The 15,577-nt window shown below is 38.9% G+C and carries 18 protein-coding genes; 8 read left to right on the top strand and 10 right to left on the bottom strand.

The genetic code is table 11. The annotated features are described in order from the left end of the window. Position 1: 1 nt before the first annotated feature. Positions 2-1,081, bottom strand: a complete 1,080-nt coding sequence (gene recF / locus ABJN95_RS09595; RefSeq protein WP_348370174.1) for a DNA replication and repair protein RecF — start codon at positions 1,079-1,081, stop codon at positions 2-4. A 125-nt stretch (positions 1,082-1,206) separates the two neighbouring features. Here recF and ABJN95_RS09600 point away from each other — a divergent pair, with 125 nt between their 5' ends. The 8 genes from ABJN95_RS09600 (at position 1,207) to ABJN95_RS09635 (ending at position 8,608) form a co-directional block, all read left to right on the top strand. Beyond that, complete coding sequence (locus ABJN95_RS09600) at positions 1,207-1,974, top strand: tetratricopeptide repeat protein (RefSeq protein ID WP_348370175.1); 768 nt, start codon at positions 1,207-1,209, stop codon at positions 1,972-1,974. Next, the gene (gene ribH / locus ABJN95_RS09605) at positions 1,974-2,456 is read left to right on the top strand and encodes a 6,7-dimethyl-8-ribityllumazine synthase (protein WP_348370176.1); all 483 of its coding nucleotides are present in this window, start codon (positions 1,974-1,976) and stop codon (positions 2,454-2,456) included. The genes ABJN95_RS09600 and ribH overlap by 1 nt, the downstream gene beginning before the upstream one ends. A 65-nt stretch (positions 2,457-2,521) precedes the next feature. Beyond that, a complete protein-coding gene (locus tag ABJN95_RS09610) occupies positions 2,522-3,721 on the top strand; it encodes a PatB family C-S lyase (protein ID WP_348370177.1) in 1,200 nt (399 codons plus the stop codon). Positions 3,722-3,826: 105 nt separating this feature from the next. After that, positions 3,827-4,111, top strand: a complete 285-nt coding sequence (locus tag ABJN95_RS09615) for a riboflavin synthase subunit beta (protein WP_348370178.1) — start codon at positions 3,827-3,829, stop codon at positions 4,109-4,111. Beyond that, on the top strand, positions 4,111-5,964 hold the full coding sequence (gene mutL, locus ABJN95_RS09620) for a DNA mismatch repair endonuclease MutL (RefSeq protein ID WP_348370179.1): 1,854 nt from the start codon (positions 4,111-4,113) through the stop codon (positions 5,962-5,964). The genes ABJN95_RS09615 and mutL overlap by 1 nt, the downstream gene beginning before the upstream one ends. Next, positions 5,965-6,708: a rhomboid family intramembrane serine protease gene (locus ABJN95_RS09625; protein WP_348370180.1), complete on the top strand. Its 744-nt coding sequence runs from the start codon at positions 5,965-5,967 to the stop codon at positions 6,706-6,708. Between the two features lies 1 nt (position 6,709). Then, complete coding sequence (locus ABJN95_RS09630; RefSeq protein WP_348370181.1) at positions 6,710-7,573, top strand: rhomboid family intramembrane serine protease; 864 nt, start codon at positions 6,710-6,712, stop codon at positions 7,571-7,573. A gap of 3 nt (positions 7,574-7,576) precedes the next feature. Continuing rightward, the gene (locus ABJN95_RS09635; RefSeq protein ID WP_348370182.1) at positions 7,577-8,608 is read left to right on the top strand and encodes an endonuclease/exonuclease/phosphatase family protein; all 1,032 of its coding nucleotides are present in this window, start codon (positions 7,577-7,579) and stop codon (positions 8,606-8,608) included. Here ABJN95_RS09635 and ABJN95_RS09640 read toward each other — a convergent pair. From ABJN95_RS09640 to udk, 9 genes are all read right to left on the bottom strand, one after another. Continuing rightward, positions 8,594-8,908, bottom strand: coding sequence for a DUF6122 family protein (locus ABJN95_RS09640; protein ID WP_348370183.1), 315 nt, complete (start codon positions 8,906-8,908; stop codon positions 8,594-8,596). The two genes, ABJN95_RS09635 and ABJN95_RS09640, sit on opposite strands and share 15 nt — an antisense overlap. Continuing rightward, the gene (locus tag ABJN95_RS09645; protein WP_348370184.1) at positions 8,901-9,533 is read right to left on the bottom strand and encodes a WbqC family protein; all 633 of its coding nucleotides are present in this window, start codon (positions 9,531-9,533) and stop codon (positions 8,901-8,903) included. The genes ABJN95_RS09640 and ABJN95_RS09645 overlap by 8 nt, the downstream gene beginning before the upstream one ends. 80 nt (positions 9,534-9,613) lie before the next feature. Continuing rightward, positions 9,614-11,338, bottom strand: coding sequence for a signal peptidase I (gene lepB / locus ABJN95_RS09650; RefSeq protein ID WP_348370185.1), 1,725 nt, complete (start codon positions 11,336-11,338; stop codon positions 9,614-9,616). A 33-nt stretch (positions 11,339-11,371) separates the two neighbouring features. After that, the gene (gene dapB / locus ABJN95_RS09655) at positions 11,372-12,070 is read right to left on the bottom strand and encodes a 4-hydroxy-tetrahydrodipicolinate reductase (RefSeq protein WP_348370186.1); all 699 of its coding nucleotides are present in this window, start codon (positions 12,068-12,070) and stop codon (positions 11,372-11,374) included. Positions 12,071-12,072: 2 nt separating this feature from the next. Then, positions 12,073-12,732 (bottom strand): DUF5683 domain-containing protein, encoded by a 660-nt coding sequence (locus ABJN95_RS09660; RefSeq protein ID WP_348370187.1) that lies wholly within the window; start codon positions 12,730-12,732, stop codon positions 12,073-12,075. Further along, positions 12,722-13,624 (bottom strand): ParB/RepB/Spo0J family partition protein, encoded by a 903-nt coding sequence (locus ABJN95_RS09665; RefSeq protein WP_348370188.1) that lies wholly within the window; start codon positions 13,622-13,624, stop codon positions 12,722-12,724. Before ABJN95_RS09665 ends, ABJN95_RS09660 begins: the two co-directional genes overlap by 11 nt. Then, complete coding sequence (locus ABJN95_RS09670) at positions 13,625-14,398, bottom strand: AAA family ATPase (RefSeq protein WP_348370189.1); 774 nt, start codon at positions 14,396-14,398, stop codon at positions 13,625-13,627. A gap of 179 nt (positions 14,399-14,577) precedes the next feature. Then, positions 14,578-14,925 (bottom strand): septum formation initiator family protein, encoded by a 348-nt coding sequence (locus ABJN95_RS09675; protein ID WP_348370190.1) that lies wholly within the window; start codon positions 14,923-14,925, stop codon positions 14,578-14,580. A gap of 3 nt (positions 14,926-14,928) precedes the next feature. After that, the gene (gene udk, locus ABJN95_RS09680; protein ID WP_348370191.1) at positions 14,929-15,537 is read right to left on the bottom strand and encodes a uridine kinase; all 609 of its coding nucleotides are present in this window, start codon (positions 15,535-15,537) and stop codon (positions 14,929-14,931) included. Positions 15,538-15,577 lie beyond the last annotated feature (40 nt).

Consider the following 15,577-nt stretch of genomic DNA (forward strand, 5'->3'; position numbering starts at 1 on the left):
TTTACAATTTAAATATTTTATAAGACTGATGAATGTTTTTTACTACATTTTCGGTCCGTTCTGGGTGGGTATCACTGATAAAAATTTGCCCAAAATTTTCATTGTCTACCAAAGCTATTATATGACCTACGCGATCTTCATCAAGCTTGTCAAAAATATCATCCAACAATAGAATCGGCGTAGTCTTGGATAATTCTTTCATAAAATGAAATTGCGCAAACTTTAAGGCAATTAAAAAAGATTTTTGTTGGCCCTGACTACCAAATTTCTTAATAGGGTAATCGGTTATTTTAAAACTTAGATCATCTTTGTGTATGCCCACACTGGTGTATTGTAAGGCTTTATCACGATCAATGTTTTTTTCTAATAAACTTATAAATTCATTATTTAAAAGCTTTGATTCGTAGCTAAGGGTGACGGCTTCATTAGCTCCCGAAATGATGGCATACTGCTCTTTGAAAATTGGGATGAATGTTTTTAAAAATGCCGCTCTTTTTTCGTAAATGGGGGTTCCGTATTCCACCAATTGTTCGTTATAGACTGCTAGCGTAATTGCATCAAAAGTTTGATTTGCGGCAAAATACTTCAATAGCGAATTGCGCTGTGAAAGTACTTTGTTGTATTTAATGAGGTCTTGCAAATATACCTTGTCAGACTGCGAAATCACCCCATCTATAAACTTTCGTCTTGTATCACTTCCTTCTACGATGAGGTCACTGTCTGCTGGTGAAATTATTACTAGTGGTATTAGGCCAATGTGGTCTGATAGGCGGTCGTAGGCCTTAGCGTTTCTTTTTATAATTTTTTTCGCTCCGCGTTTGAGGCTACATATAATTTTTTCTTCCCGCTCTTCTTTTTCAAAGGTTCCATCAATGACGAAGAAATCGGAGCTGTGTCGAATATTTTGGGTCGCGATAGGATTAAAATAACTCTTGCCCAAAGAAAGATGATAAATGGCATCTAAGGCATTCGTTTTGCCAATGCCATTTGCCCCCACAAAACAGTTGATTTTGGTGTCGAATTCAAAATCCCTTGATTCAAAATTTTTGTAATTGATAAGAGATAAATTCTTTAAAAGCATTCCGTGCGCTGAAGTATTTTTGATTCAAGTGGCCTAAGAAGATGCAAATTATCGAAAAATAACGAATAAATACGGCTCTCGATTTCAATAAAAACTTTATTTTTGCGCGACCAATAAAAATTCTGATGGCAACATATAAAAAGCGAGGTTTTAAACCTAAAAATAAAGCAGAACAGCAACAGTTCGATGAGCAAGATAGCACAACGGCTGAGGTATTTAGTACCTTGGATGAAAGTGCTTCTAGAAGTGAGGCCTGGGTTGCAAAGAACCAAAATTATATACTGGGCTTTATTGGGGTAATTGCAGTTGGCGTTCTTGGCTATTTGGCGTACAACCAATTTGTTCAAGCTCCTAAAGAAGAAAGCGCTGCAAACGAATTGTATTATCCGCAGCAATATTTTGACCAAGCGGTTAACAGTACGACGGCAAAAGATTCGCTGTTTAACTTGGCATTGAATGGGGCCGAAGGTAAGTACGGTTTCAAAGACATTATCGACGAGTATAGTGGAACAAAAGCGGCAAACCTTGCTAATTATTCAGCAGGAATGGCCTACTTGAATATGAACCAATACGAAGAAGCTATTGACTATTTAGAAGATTTTTCTTCCGAAGATGATATTTTAGGAGCTTTGTCTAAAGGAGGTCTTGGAGATGCGTTCATGCAATTGGGTCAGGCGGCCGATGCGCTGGGTTACTATGAGCAAGCGCTTAGCCACAGTACAAATGAGTATACAACTCCGAAATTCTTGTACAAAGCTGGAGTTACGGCTTTGGAATTAAACCAAAACGACAAAGCTTTAGGGTATTTTCAAAGAATTAAAGACGAGTTTTCAAAGTCTGAAGAAGCCCAAACCATTGATGCTTTTATAGGAATGGCTAAAAGTGGAAAGTAATGGCCACGGCAAATAAAAATTTATCGGTTTATGATAAAACGACAATCCCAAACGCGAAAGACCTTCGGTTTGGGATTGTTGTTTCTGAATGGAATACAGAGATTACAGACGGACTTTTCACTGGGGCTTTGGAAGCCTTGCTGGATTGCGGAGCTCAATCTGAAAATATTATCCGATGGGATGTGCCTGGTAGCTTTGAATTGACCTTTGGGTGTAAAAAAATGATATCAGATGGCCAGGTTGATGCAGTTATCGCTATTGGAAGTGTTATTCAAGGTGAAACGAAACACTTCGATTTCGTATGTAGTGCCACCGCTCAAGGCATCAAAGACTTGAATGTTCAATTCGATACTCCTGTAATCTTTTGTGTGCTCACCGACAATACGCTGCAGCAGGCTCAGGAGCGTAGCGGAGGTAAACACGGCAACAAAGGCACCGAAGCGGCTATCGCAGCTATTAAAATGGCTACGCTCGGAGTGTAAATTCCAAATTCTATTTCCTTCATTTCAATTTTAAGCAGTATTTTTCCATACAGATACCATGGATTATGAAATACAATTTTGATGAAGTTATAGATCGCCGAAATACCAACGCGATGAGTTTGGGTGGCTATCGAAATTATCTATTTGGAGGAAGTGATGAATTTGATTCTGATTATTCTGATGACGAGCTAATACCCATGTGGATTGCAGACATGGAATTTGCTTCTCCCCCTGAAGTAATCGAAGCTATAAAAGAAAGGGCTGACCATGGTATTTTTGGCTATTCACAAATCTTTGACCCAAACTACTTTAAAACCTTTTTGAATTGGTCAAAGCACTATTACGATTGGGAGTTTGATACCCAACATATGGTTACTTCGCATGGCGTAATTCCTGCCTTATTTGCTCTTGTCAAGTACATTTGCGCTGCGGATGAGAAAGTACTCATAATGACGCCATCTTATGCTTTTTTTAAATTGGCAACGGAAGGAGGTGGTTTGGAATTGGTGACCTCGAATCTTCGCTATGGTGATGGGCATTGCACAATTGACTTTGAAGATTTTCGTAGCAAAGCGGAAGATGAGAAAGTAAGATTGACCATTTTTTGTAATCCACATAATCCTACTGGCCGGGTTTGGTCAAGCGATGAACTGCGGCAATTCGGGGAAATATGTTTGGAAAACAATGTAATGATTATTTCAGATGAAATTCATTGCGACCTCTTAAGAACAGGAAAGAAATTTACCCCTCTGGCCAAACTTTTTCCAGAAAGCGATCAAATTATCACCTGCATGGCACCCAGTAAAACCTTTAATATGGCTGGTTTTATGATTGCAAATATCATTATTCCCAATAATGAATTGCGATCGCAATGGAAAAAAAGTCAAATACCTATTGATAATCCACTTAGTATTGTTGCCGCTCAGACCGCCTATGCTAAGGGCCATGAGTGGTTGGAAGCATTGCAGGAATATCTTGATGACAATTTTGCATTTTTGAAGAACTATTTATCGCAACATTTACCGAAGGCTATCTTCAATATACCAGAAGCAACCTATCTCGCTTGGATTGATATCGGCGCTTATATGTCTAGCGAGGAAAATTTAACCCTATTTTTTGCAAATAAAGCCGGGGTACTTCTTGAAGGTGATACCATGTTTGTTGCAAATGGAGCAGGTCACATTCGCTTGAATCTAGCTTGCCCGAGAAAACGGCTTGAAATAGGATTGCATCGAATTACAAGGGCCATTCATGAACTAGCTTAGCTTCTACTGCAATACAAAAAGACCGGATTCTAGTACTGCATTCTGTTAACAAATTTTGGCATTAGAACTACGGCATATTTTTTGATTTTAAGTAACTTTGATACAATGGGTTTTTTTGGCAAACGACATCGAGATTACGATTATCAACCGCGTTACTACAAAAGTGATAAAGAGGGTAACCCGTATCGTATGGAGCATAAATTTGATCAGTATCGTTCTACGGTGGGCTCTAATCGAGGTTTAAAGGCAAAATTCAACAATGCCCTTGCCGATTCTAAAAGACAGGGCGATCGTAATATGCGATTGCGGTTGCTTATTATTATTTCCATTTTAGTGCTTGTTTTTCTTTATATAATCGATTTCGATCTTTCTATATTCTTTTCTAGCTAATGGCAGATATCATCAAACTTCTGCCTGACCATGTTGCCAATCAAATTGCGGCTGGTGAGGTAGTACAACGACCAGCGTCAGTTGTAAAAGAACTTCTTGAAAATGCCATAGATGCAGGAGCCAATGCTATAATGCTAATTGTGCGTGATGGGGGCAAAGCCCTAATTCAAGTTGTTGATGATGGCCTTGGTATGAGTGCAACCGATGCTCGACTGAGTTTCGAGCGTCATGCTACCTCTAAAATTCAGAAAGCAGAAGATCTTTTTAGCTTAAATACAAAGGGTTTTCGTGGTGAAGCCCTTGCTTCCATAGCTGCCATTGCACACGTAGAGATGCAAACGAAACCTGAAGATGCAGAGCTCGGTACGGTTTTGAAGATAGAAGGAAGTAAAATCATTTCTCAGGAAGTCTGTGCAACGGTCAAGGGTACTTCTATGGCGGTGAAAAATCTTTTTTTCAATATCCCGGCACGAAGAAATTTTCTAAAATCCAACCAGGTAGAACTTCGTCATATTACCGATGAATTTCATAGGGTTGCCTTGGCACACCCAAATATTGTTTTTCATTTTCACAACAATGGAAGTGAAATTTTCAACCTTCCCAAAAGCAATCAACGGCAGCGTATTGTAAATGTCTTTGGAAGTAAGGCGAATCAAAAATTGGTTCCAGTTGAAGAGGATACACAGGTTGTTAAGATCTCAGGGTTTATCAATAAACCTGAATTTTCTAAAAAGAGTAGGGGTGAACAATTCTTCTTTGTAAACAATAGGTTTATCAAAAGTCCGTATTTACATCATGCCGTGGTTGCAGCATTTGAAGGTATCATAAAACCAGATACCTACCCGGGTTATTTTTTGTATTTGGAAGTCGATCCGGCATCCATAGATATTAATATACACCCAACCAAAACAGAAGTCAAGTTCGACGATGAGCACACGCTTTATGCTATTTTAAGATCTACTATAAAACACAGTTTAGGGCAATTTAATGTGGTTCCGGCCTTGGATTTTGAGCAAGACCAAAATTTGGAGACCCCTTATGCATTTAAAGACAAAGAAGCTCAATTGCCAGGGGTAGCCGTTGATGCTGGTTTTAATCCTTTTCAACAAAAGGTAGGTAATTCAGGGTCTGCGTACAGAAAAGACGGTCATGCTGTAAACAAATCTTGGGAAGGCCTGTACACTGGGTTGGAATCAGAAATAGGAAAAGAGGTCAGTTTTACCAGTATGCAATTTGAATCTGATACCATTACAGGATCGGTCTTCGCTGAACAAAAGGAATCGTTGGAATCTACCAGTACCACCTTTCAGCTGCGAAGAAAGTACATTGTCACTACCATCAAATCTGGTATGATTGTAATTGACCAAAGTCGCGCGCATCAACGCGTTTTATATGAAAAGTTCCTAAAAAATATAACGGTTAATGAAGCGGTAAGTCAGCAGTTGCTATTTCCGTTGTCGCTTTCCTTTTCAAAGGCTGATCGAGTAATTTTAGAGGAAATCAAAGAGAGCTTGAATACGATTGGTTTTGTATTTGGAAAAATGGATGCTGAAACAGTTGAAATAAAGGGCGTTCCGCTGTTGGTGTCGGAAAGTGAAGTGGGCATGGTACTCGACCAGTTGATTTCTGATTGTCAAATGGAAGTTACCGATGATAGTTTTTCGCAGACCGATATTCTTTCGAAAACCTTAGCAAAAACCCTATCTGTTAAGACTGGAGAAATATTAGAGAGTGCCTCGCAAATCGCCTTGGTGAATGATTTATTCGCTTGTAAGGAATCACTTGTGAGTCCGTTTAACAAACCGATATACATTACGATTACCGAAAATGATATTGATAAAAAATTTATTTAAATGATTCGACTTACCGAAGCTGTTAAGCATCTCCTTATTGTAAATGTGTTGTTCTTTATTGCAACTGCCATATATGGAGATGTGATGTATCAATGGTTTTCCCTATGGTTTCCTAAAAATGAGAACTTTCAGTTTTGGCAGATAGTCACCCACATGTTCATGCACGGAGGTATTGCCCATATAGGTTTTAATATGTTTGCTTTATGGATGTTTGGAGGACCCGTTGAACAGTATTTGGGAAAGAATAAATTTCTGTTCATCTATTTTTCTGCCGGATTGGGAGCAGCACTTTTTCAGCTAGGATATTACTATTTTAATTATCTGCCCATTTATACTGAATTGGTCAATTCAGGATTAAACGGAGATCAAATTATTCAAATGTTGACGTCTAATCAAACGATGGGAGCATTAACACAGGGTCAATTGTATAATTTACAGGAGGCCTTTCCAATTTACAACGCATCTATGGTCGGTGCCTCGGGTTGTATTATGGGAATTTTAGCGGCTTTTGGATTGATGAACCCAAATGCGGAGCTCATGTTGATTTTCTTGCCGATCCCGATTAAAGCTAAATACTTCATTCCGGGTATCATATTGCTAGACGTAATTTCCGCAATTACCGGCCAATCCTTTTTTAGTCCGAGCAATACCGCTTACATGGCCCATGTTGGTGGAGCGGTAATCGGTTTTATCATCATGTGGTACTGGAAAAAGAATTCGTTTAATAAAAATCGCTGGAATTAAGATGGCAAGCGGAGGACTACGATATCAATATGCCCGATTAAATATCGCTGAGAAGCTAATCGCTATTAACGTTTTGGTGTTTATAATCGTCGGCCTAGCGGAAGCGTTATTTGCTTTTTCAATTTCCGATTGGTTTGTTTTACCAAAAGATTTAAAGGCGTTTTTTGGTCAACCCTGGTCCTTGGTAAGCTATTCCTTTTTGCATGGTGGCTTCTGGCATATTCTATGGAATATGTATATTCTCTACATTGCTTCGCGAATTTTGTTAAACCTTTTTGATGGAAGGCGCTTCTTGAATGTTTACTTTTTGGGGGTCATCTTGGGTGGTCTTTTGTTTATAGCTAGCTACAATGTTTTTCCCACTTTGGTTAAGAGTAATTCTGTATTATTAGGGGCTTCAGCTGGTGTAATGGCTGTATTGATTTTTGTTTGTACCTATATTCCAAACCATGAAATTCGAGTGATTTTTTTTAACGTCAAGTTATGGCAAGTTGGACTTTTCGTTGTGGTTATGGATTTGGTTCAAATTCCCGTCGGAAACATTGGTGGTCACATAGCGCATTTGGGAGGCGCTTTATTGGGTTATGTTTATGCACGGCAATTGATGCAGGGCCGCGATATTGGTGCCGGATTCTCTAAATTCTTAGATGGACTTGCTAACCTCTTTAAACCAAAAGAAAAGAAAGCTCCGCTGAAAACAGTTTATAAGAGCAAGGCTTCATCAGTCATATCTAAAGCAAAACGCGATAAGGATAGTCATCAACGTCAAATAGATACCATACTTGACAAAATAAGTAAATCTGGCTATGAAAGTCTAACAAAAGCGGAAAAGGACTTTTTATTCAAAGCAGGTAAAGAAGATTAATCGGTGAAGCGACGCTCCAAGTTTAATAAGGTTATCTTTTTCTTCAATGCGATAGCTGGGCTCTTGCTCCTGTCGGCCTGTGCGGTACCTTACATTTCAGATGAGCGCTTTTCATTTCTTTCCTTTTTGAGTCTTGCGGTTCCTGTATTGGTGGGAATTAATTTTGTATTTCTGTTCTACTGGCTAATACAAAGAAGAAGGCAATTTTGGCTTTCCCTTTTTGTTCTGATTTTCGGGTATTTTAGCTTGGGAACTTTCCTAACCTTTAAATTAACCGAAGAAGCTGTTTTAGAGGAAGATTTGAGCGTTATGAGCTTTAACGTACGAAGTTTCAATCGTTTTGAACAAATGGATGACCCTGATATTTTTGAAAATATCAAAGATTTTATAGATAAGGAACAACCTGATATCATTTGCTTTCAAGAAACTGGTTATAAAAGAAAAAACGAATATCTGAAAAATTATCCCTATCAATATTTGGATTACATCTATATGAAGGGAAAGGTTCTTCTTGGGATTTTCTCAAAATATCCCATCATCGAACGCGACCTCATTTGTTTTCCAGGGTCTCCGAACAATGCAGCTTATGCCGATATTCTTTACCAAAATGACACCATCAGAATTTACAATGTGCATTTGCAATCTTTGGGTGTAACACCCGGAAAAGGGAATATAAGCAACCAGCCTAAAGATAAATTGTTCAAAAAGGTAACAAGACGCTTTAGTATTCAACAGCAACAGACCAAAATGGTTGAGGAGCATATGAAAGCAAACCCGTACAAACAAATTTTATGTGGCGATTTCAATAACACTCAATTTTCAAATGCATACCACACTATAAAAGGAGATAAACAAGATACTTTTATCGAAAAAGGGGTAGGATATGGCCGAACGCTAAATTTTCACGGTTTGCCAATGCGTATTGATTTTATAATGGCTGATGCGGAATTTAAGGTGAAGAGCCATAAAAATTACAATGAGAAGTACTCAGATCATTATCCTATTATGGCATCATTTGAGCTAGACTCCGATTAGGTAACAATCTATAAAATCTGCCAATATGTGAATTAGAAAAGCTATTCCAAAGATTCTAGTCTTTTTAGGAAACAAGAGCAAAACATATATCGCAATGGCCCAATAGCCATGCAAGGGATGAAAGTCAATACTACAACGATTCGGATCAAAAATAGGGCTAGCCAATAGGTGATCGATATCAATAATAATACCTGCCAGCAAAATGACAATGGCTTTAAGGCTGTTCGCTTTAAAAAAGAGAAGCCCGATACCAATGGGAACAATAAGATGAATTCCGTAGTGAATGAAGAATCTAAGCATTTTCGGGTGCTAACTTGAGATTTCTGAGATATGAAAGTGCATTGGTGCCTTCATTAAACAAGAGATCAAGAATGCTGCAGTTTTCAATAAATCCGTGGCGGTCTCCAAAAACCTGTACATACGGCGGCTGTATAAACTCCAATTTCTTTTTGGCATTGACCAGATAACGCATGTCTCGAAAAGTTTTGTGTTGAAGTTCATATTTTTCCGTTTTCATTTTCGGCATTTTCAACTGAAGACAACTACAAATTATGTCGATAGACTTCAGGTTGTATTCGAGAAGATGCGCGTGAGTTTCGTTATAGAGTGGAGCAATATCGTCTTCATAAAATTCGAAATAAGGTGATGTTCTATATGCCGTTTGCAACGTTCGCCAATGTTGACGTTGCCAGTTGTACTCATTGTCTACTTTTACCTCCTTATACAATTGTCGCCCTTGATTTTTACCAACATGTTGTATGGGTATATTCAGCATCAACTTTCCACGATCTGTACAAATGTATGACCGGTTTCTGTAGGTCTGTTTTTGAAAATTGTCACTGACTTCCCAACAGATTTCATTTTGCGCCATCACAGCAAAGGTTGCTATGTTGGGTAAATAGACTGGATGCAATACTGTAGTCAATGGTTCAGGTTATAAATGTAGCAATAGGTCAATGTAAAGGGTGTCAGTTGTCACACTGATCCATCGTTTATGTTCTTACATTAAGACTTTTTTTGCTTCTTCCTCTTTCTAAAAAAGTCAAATGCAAACCACCCCGCCAACGCAATTAAAAAATATTTAAAATAAGAAACTGGTTCTCCGGTACCATTTACGGTGGTGAAAATACGGTCCCAGCGCGGTTTCCATTTCCAAGGCGCATTCGTAGCCGTGCCCTTGGCATTCATAAAATTATCAACGCTCATCCATATAAATATTGGCGTACCCACGATATGATTTGCCGGAACGTATCCCCACGCACGACTATCTTCAGAATGATCGCGGTTATCGCCCATCATCCAATAGTAGTCTTGCTTAAAGGTATAACTATCAACCACCTCACCGTTTAAGCTGATTTGATTTCCAGTTACTTTGATACTATTTCCTTCGTATTTTTCAAGAATTTTTTTATAGAAGGGTAGGGTATTAAGGTTAAGTGCTACTGTCTTTCCTTCCTCTGGAATATAAATTGGCCCAAATTGATCATGACTCCATGGGTAATCTGGACTTTGAGGAAATATATTTATACCTCTAGTTCCCTTTGGGGTAATAATGCGAACGACAGAGTCGATATTGGCATTACTTTTTAGTTGTGCTGCCATATCATCTGTTAAAGGTGCCATACGCACTCTTCCGGTTTCCTCCTTTAAGGAAATACCATTTCTTCGAATTACATCTACAGGAATTCCTGGCCCCGCGGTATAAATCTCTATTTTTCCATCTTGCCGTCGGTTATAGCCTTTCGCATAGTCATTCAAAGCATCTGCTTGTTGCTGATTTAAGGCGGAGACAATATATTTTCTAGTGAAATCATTGACGCCAATTTCCGCTAATAGTTTGGAAGAGACGCCCTTACTTGCGTGTATGTTATAGTCGAATTGTGGTTTCGCCCTATCGGGTAATTCCAATTGTTTTCCATTCACAAAGACGTAACCGTCGATCACCTGCAGAGAATCGCCTGGGAGCCCTACACAGCGTTTTACATAATTTGATTTTTTGTCGATTGGTTTTTCTACCCCCTGCTCTTTTCTAAAAAATTGGCGTACCGTATCAGCGGGCCAGCTAAAAACTACAATTTCTTTGCGTTTTATGTCTTTAAAACCGGGTAGTCTAAAATAGGGGAGCTGGGGTTTGTTAATATAGGAGGGTATATTCAATACCGGTAGGGTGTCATGAACCATAGGCGCGGCAATGGTCGTCATGGGTGTTCGCGCACCGTAATGGAATTTACTGACGAACAACAAGTCACCTATACGCAAGGTACGCTCTAATGACCCTGTAGGTATTACATAAGGCTGAATAAAATAAGTATGCACAAGGGTAGCCGCTACAATAGCGAAAACGATAGAACTAACCCATTCACCCGCCACACTTCTTGGGTGCAAACTTCTTTCCTTAATGTGAGTTACATCCAAGGCATAATTGACATAGTAAATGTAAAACCCTAAGCTGAGTATAACCAACCAAGTTTCAAGCAGACTAGTACGGCCAAAACTGCGTATTGTTTCCACCCAAATAACTGGAAACATCAATAAGTTAATAATGGGAATAAAGAGTAAAATTACCCACCACTTCGGACGGTTAATGATTTGCATTAAAACGATAGCATTGTAAACCGGAACTGCCGCTTCCCATGCTTTTCTCCCAGCTTTTACATATAATTTCCAAGTCCCTAAAAAGTGAATGACCTGCACTAAAAGAATGAATAAGAGCCATTGTGTTGTGTCCATCTTTGTTTGTTATTTGTGTTGGATGGTTAATTGTTATAATCCTAAAACGTCTTTCATCGAAAAAATACCCGTTTTGCCTACTAGCCATTCTGCTGCAATAACAGCACCCTGTGCAAAGCCCTCTCTGTTATGGGCGGTATGTTTTATTTCAATACTGTCTACATGACTATCGTAAACCACGGTATGTGTACCGGGGGTATTGCCTATTCGCTTGGAGGCAATAGCTATTTCGTTTTCTGATTCTTGGTTCAAGCTCCAACCTTTATAGTTTGTTTGCTTAACAATACCTTCGGCCAAACTAATTGCAGTACCGCTAGGGGCATCCAATTTTTGGGTATGGTGTATTTCCTCCATCGAAACCTGGTATTGCTCCAAGTTTTTCATCATCGTGGCCAAGTACGAATTTAGCTCAAAGAAAACATTGACCCCCAAACTAAAATTGGAAGCATAAATAAATGCCCCATTTTTTTCTTTACATAAATTCACGGCCTTGTCATAATCTCGAAGCCAGCCCGTGGTGCCTGAAATTACGGGGATTCCATTTTCAATACAACTTGAAATATTTCCAAAAGCGGCGTTGGGCATACTAAAATCGATGGCGACATCCATACTCGAAAAGTCAATGTTTTTGGTATCAACATCTACTTTTGCTACAATGGCATGACCTCTTTGTTGCGCCACTTGCTCAATCATCTTTCCCATTTTTCCGTAACCAAATAACGCAATATTCATTTTTAAAATTTTACTATTAATGCCATGCCATAATGTGGGTCTGTGGTTATGGGGTTGAGCTCTAAGTAAGGTCGAAACTCCATATCCATACTTAATTCATCATCAATGTTAAATTGCTTCAGATGTGCATCTACGTTAGCGTCAACCACGTTGAGAGCATACAAAAGAATGGTAGCGAGTAGCGCCAAATCGCGATCATTTTGGCGGTCATTTTGAAGCCTTTCCAATCGTTGGTCATCAATCTCAGGCGTAGTTCTGGTAATACCGTCATTTGGTCTTAAATCATAAAACTCATCATCGGTAAAGCCCGCCTGACGCCTTTTAAATGCCGTGCGAAATGCATTATATCGATTATCGAAATTAATATAGGCATAAGCACCCGTACCAATGGCGGCCCAAACTATGGGTACCTTCCAGTAGCGCTTATTGTAAATCTGACCTAAACCCGGTAATACTGCTGAGTAAAAGCCTGCTTTGGCGGGGGCAAGAGGGTTTAGATTTCGTTTTTTTGTAACCAAGGTGTCTATTACCACCATGCCTTCCTTTTTCAAATCTGTTTTCAAGGAATCAACTTCTGGGGCATCAATTTTTTCTTCTTGTCCCCAATTTAGGAATGCAGAAAGTACAAAAAGCAAAGAAAGAAAGAAACGTTTACTTACCAAGGAGTAATTTTTTTATTCGTAGAAACTCTTCTTGAGATTGGAATGGGATGGTTATTTTTCCTTTGCCATTTTCCGATGCCTGAATAGCTACATTTGAAGATAGATGATTGGTAAATTCATCTTTGGCCGTTTTAATAAATTCAGGAGATGACTTGGCTTTCTTCCCCGAGGAAGCCGAACCCGAACCTTGATGATGGGCCTTTACCAATCGCTCTGTATCTCGTACGGAAAGCGAACTGCCTACAATCTTTTCGTAGATTGCAATTTGGTCTTCTTTGCCCTCAATGTTCACCAAAGCTCTTCCGTGACCCATGCTTACAAAGCCATCACGTATTCCTGTTTGAATAATGGGGTCTAACTTTAGAAGACGCATGTAGTTAGCAATAGTCGATCGTTTCTTACCAACACGGTCACTTAATTTTTCTTGTGTCAATTGTATCTCGTCAATCAAACGCTGGTAAGAGAGGGCAATTTCAATAGGGTCTAAATCTTGACGCTGTATGTTTTCGACCAAAGCCATTTCAAGAGATTCTTGATCGTTCGCAATTCGAATGTATGCTGGAATGGTCTCTAAACCAATAAGCTTTGACGCTCTATATCGTCTTTCTCCTGAAACCAACTGGAATTGATTGAAATCGAGCTTTCGAACCGTTATTGGCTGTATTACGCCCAATTCACGAATGGAAGATGCCAATTCTTGAAGTGCTTCATCATTGAAATGCGATCTCGGTTGGAACGGATTCACCTCAATGGAATCCATATCCAATTCAACAATATTACCAACAACTTTATCTGCATTTTTATCCGATGCCGATTGAATATCGTTTTCAGGATCTTTCAGCAATGCTGAAAGTCCTCGACCTAAGGCTTGTTTTCTTGTTGCTTTCGCCATTTATACCGCTTCCATATTTTTCTTAACTACTTCATTCGCCAAATTTAGATAATTGGCGGCACCCTTGCTGCTAGCATCGTATTTGATGATGCTCTCTCCATAGCTAGGAGCTTCGCTCAAGCGTACGTTTCGCTGAATAACCGTGTCGAAGACCATATCTTCAAAGTGCTTACGAACTTCTTCAACTACCTGATTAGACAAGCGCAATCTAGAATCATACATGGTTAAGAGCATGCCTTCAATATCCAAATCTGGATTGTGGATTTTCTGAATACTTTTTACGGTATTCAAGAGTTTCCCTAGACCTTCAAGTGCAAAGTATTCACACTGAATAGGAATAATCACAGAATCTGCTGCCGTTAGAGCGTTTAAGGTTAAGAGACCAAGTGAGGGCGCACAATCAATAAGTATAAAATCATAGTTGTGCTTTAGCTCAGCAACGGCTTTTTTCATCATATATTCCCGCTCATCTTTATCAACCAATTCTATCTCAATAGCAACTAAATCAATGTGCGCAGGAATCAAATCAACATTCGGAGAAGAAGTCTCTATAATCGTTTCGCTAGCCGTTTTCGTATGCTCCAGAAGCTGATAGCTACCAAATTCTACACTATCTACATCTATGCCCAAACCAGAAGTGGCATTTGCCTGTGGATCTGCATCAATCAGCAACACTTTCTTTTCAAGTACCCCTAGGGCCGCCGCCAAATTCACTGTGGTCGTGGTTTTGCCTACTCCTCCCTTTTGATTCGCAATCGCTATAATTTTGCCCATAGGTATGTTCAGTTAGCCCGTAAAAATACAATTATTTACGATGCTATCGGACGAATTTTGTTAACAGAAAGTGAATAACTATGGTGTCTTGCGTTAAATTGAGTTAAAGTTTTGAAGTTGGGCAAGATAGGTTACCTTACGGGCTCAAAATGAGGAAACTATACTACGTGCTTAACGCTCTAATCTTTCTTTTTTTCCTTCAATTTTAAACTATCTTCATACTCAATGAGATAAATCTCTTCATTCTTTTTCTTTAAATAGTATTGTTCTCGAGCAAATTTCTCTAATTCTTCAGGGTCAGATAGTTTTTCGATTATCTTCTTGTCGTTTTCAATCTGTTCTTTGAGGTATTCTTTTTGCTTTTCCAGATTATCGATCTCTCTTTTTAGTTCCAAATGAATTCGCAATGAATTCGTGTCAAAAAAAACCATCCAAATAACAAAAGCGGTAAGTATGAGTACGTAGATACTGCTAAAGATGGTAGCTAAACGGAACCATTTGCTCTTTTTGAAATCTTTCCATCTCATTGATTAGACTAATTTTTCGTTGACAATGCTTCGTACAATATCAACTGCCACCGTATTGTATTTATTGTTGGGAATAATAATATCAGCATGCTCTTTTGAGGGTTCGATAAACTGATCGTGCATGGGCTTCAAAATGGTTTGATACTTTTCTAGGGTTTCATCTAAATCCCAGCCACGTTCGTTTACATCTCTTTTGAGTCTTCGAATAAGCCTTTCATCAGAATCAGCGTGTACAAAGATCTTGATATCACACATTTCGCGAATCTCGGCATTGGTCAATATCAAAATACCTTCAACGATTAATACTTTGGTAGGCTGCGTAGGAACAGTTTCTTCCATTCGGTTGCATTCTAAAAAAGAATATACGGGTTGTTCTATCGAAATTCCAGCTTTCAATTCTTTTAAGTGTAGCGCCAATAAAGCAAAATCAATAGAATTGGGATGATCAAAATTGGTCTCCCTTCTTTCAAGAAGCGTCAAATGCGAAAGATCGTTGTAGTAGGCATCTTGAGAGATAACACCGACTTCCTCATCTGGGAGTTCATTAATGATCTGATTAACAACCGTTGTTTTTCCACAGCCCGTTCCTCCAGCGATTCCTATAACTAGCATTCCTATTCTTTCTTTGGTTACAAAAATAGGAAACTATAAG

Source organism: Maribacter sp., from assembly GCF_039974175.1.
Taxonomy (GTDB): Bacteria; Bacteroidota; Bacteroidia; order Flavobacteriales; family Flavobacteriaceae; genus Maribacter_C.

Coding starts and splice junctions, on each gene's coding strand:
- recF (WP_348370174.1), bottom strand. CDS start 1,081: ATGCTTTTAAAGAATTTATCTCTTATCAATTACAAAAATTTTGAATCA.
- ABJN95_RS09600 (WP_348370175.1), top strand. CDS start 1,207: ATGGCAACATATAAAAAGCGAGGTTTTAAACCTAAAAATAAAGCAGAA.
- ribH (WP_348370176.1), top strand. CDS start 1,974: ATGGCCACGGCAAATAAAAATTTATCGGTTTATGATAAAACGACAATC.
- ABJN95_RS09610 (WP_348370177.1), top strand. CDS start 2,522: ATGAAATACAATTTTGATGAAGTTATAGATCGCCGAAATACCAACGCG.
- ABJN95_RS09615 (WP_348370178.1), top strand. CDS start 3,827: ATGGGTTTTTTTGGCAAACGACATCGAGATTACGATTATCAACCGCGT.
- mutL (WP_348370179.1), top strand. CDS start 4,111: ATGGCAGATATCATCAAACTTCTGCCTGACCATGTTGCCAATCAAATT.
- ABJN95_RS09625 (WP_348370180.1), top strand. CDS start 5,965: ATGATTCGACTTACCGAAGCTGTTAAGCATCTCCTTATTGTAAATGTG.
- ABJN95_RS09630 (WP_348370181.1), top strand. CDS start 6,710: ATGGCAAGCGGAGGACTACGATATCAATATGCCCGATTAAATATCGCT.
- ABJN95_RS09640 (WP_348370183.1), bottom strand. CDS start 8,908: ATGCTTAGATTCTTCATTCACTACGGAATTCATCTTATTGTTCCCATT.
- lepB (WP_348370185.1), bottom strand. CDS start 11,338: ATGGACACAACACAATGGCTCTTATTCATTCTTTTAGTGCAGGTCATT.
- dapB (WP_348370186.1), bottom strand. CDS start 12,070: ATGAATATTGCGTTATTTGGTTACGGAAAAATGGGAAAGATGATTGAG.
- ABJN95_RS09665 (WP_348370188.1), bottom strand. CDS start 13,624: ATGGCGAAAGCAACAAGAAAACAAGCCTTAGGTCGAGGACTTTCAGCA.
- ABJN95_RS09670 (WP_348370189.1), bottom strand. CDS start 14,398: ATGGGCAAAATTATAGCGATTGCGAATCAAAAGGGAGGAGTAGGCAAA.
- ABJN95_RS09675 (WP_348370190.1), bottom strand. CDS start 14,925: ATGAGATGGAAAGATTTCAAAAAGAGCAAATGGTTCCGTTTAGCTACC.
- udk (WP_348370191.1), bottom strand. CDS start 15,537: ATGCTAGTTATAGGAATCGCTGGAGGAACGGGCTGTGGAAAAACAACG.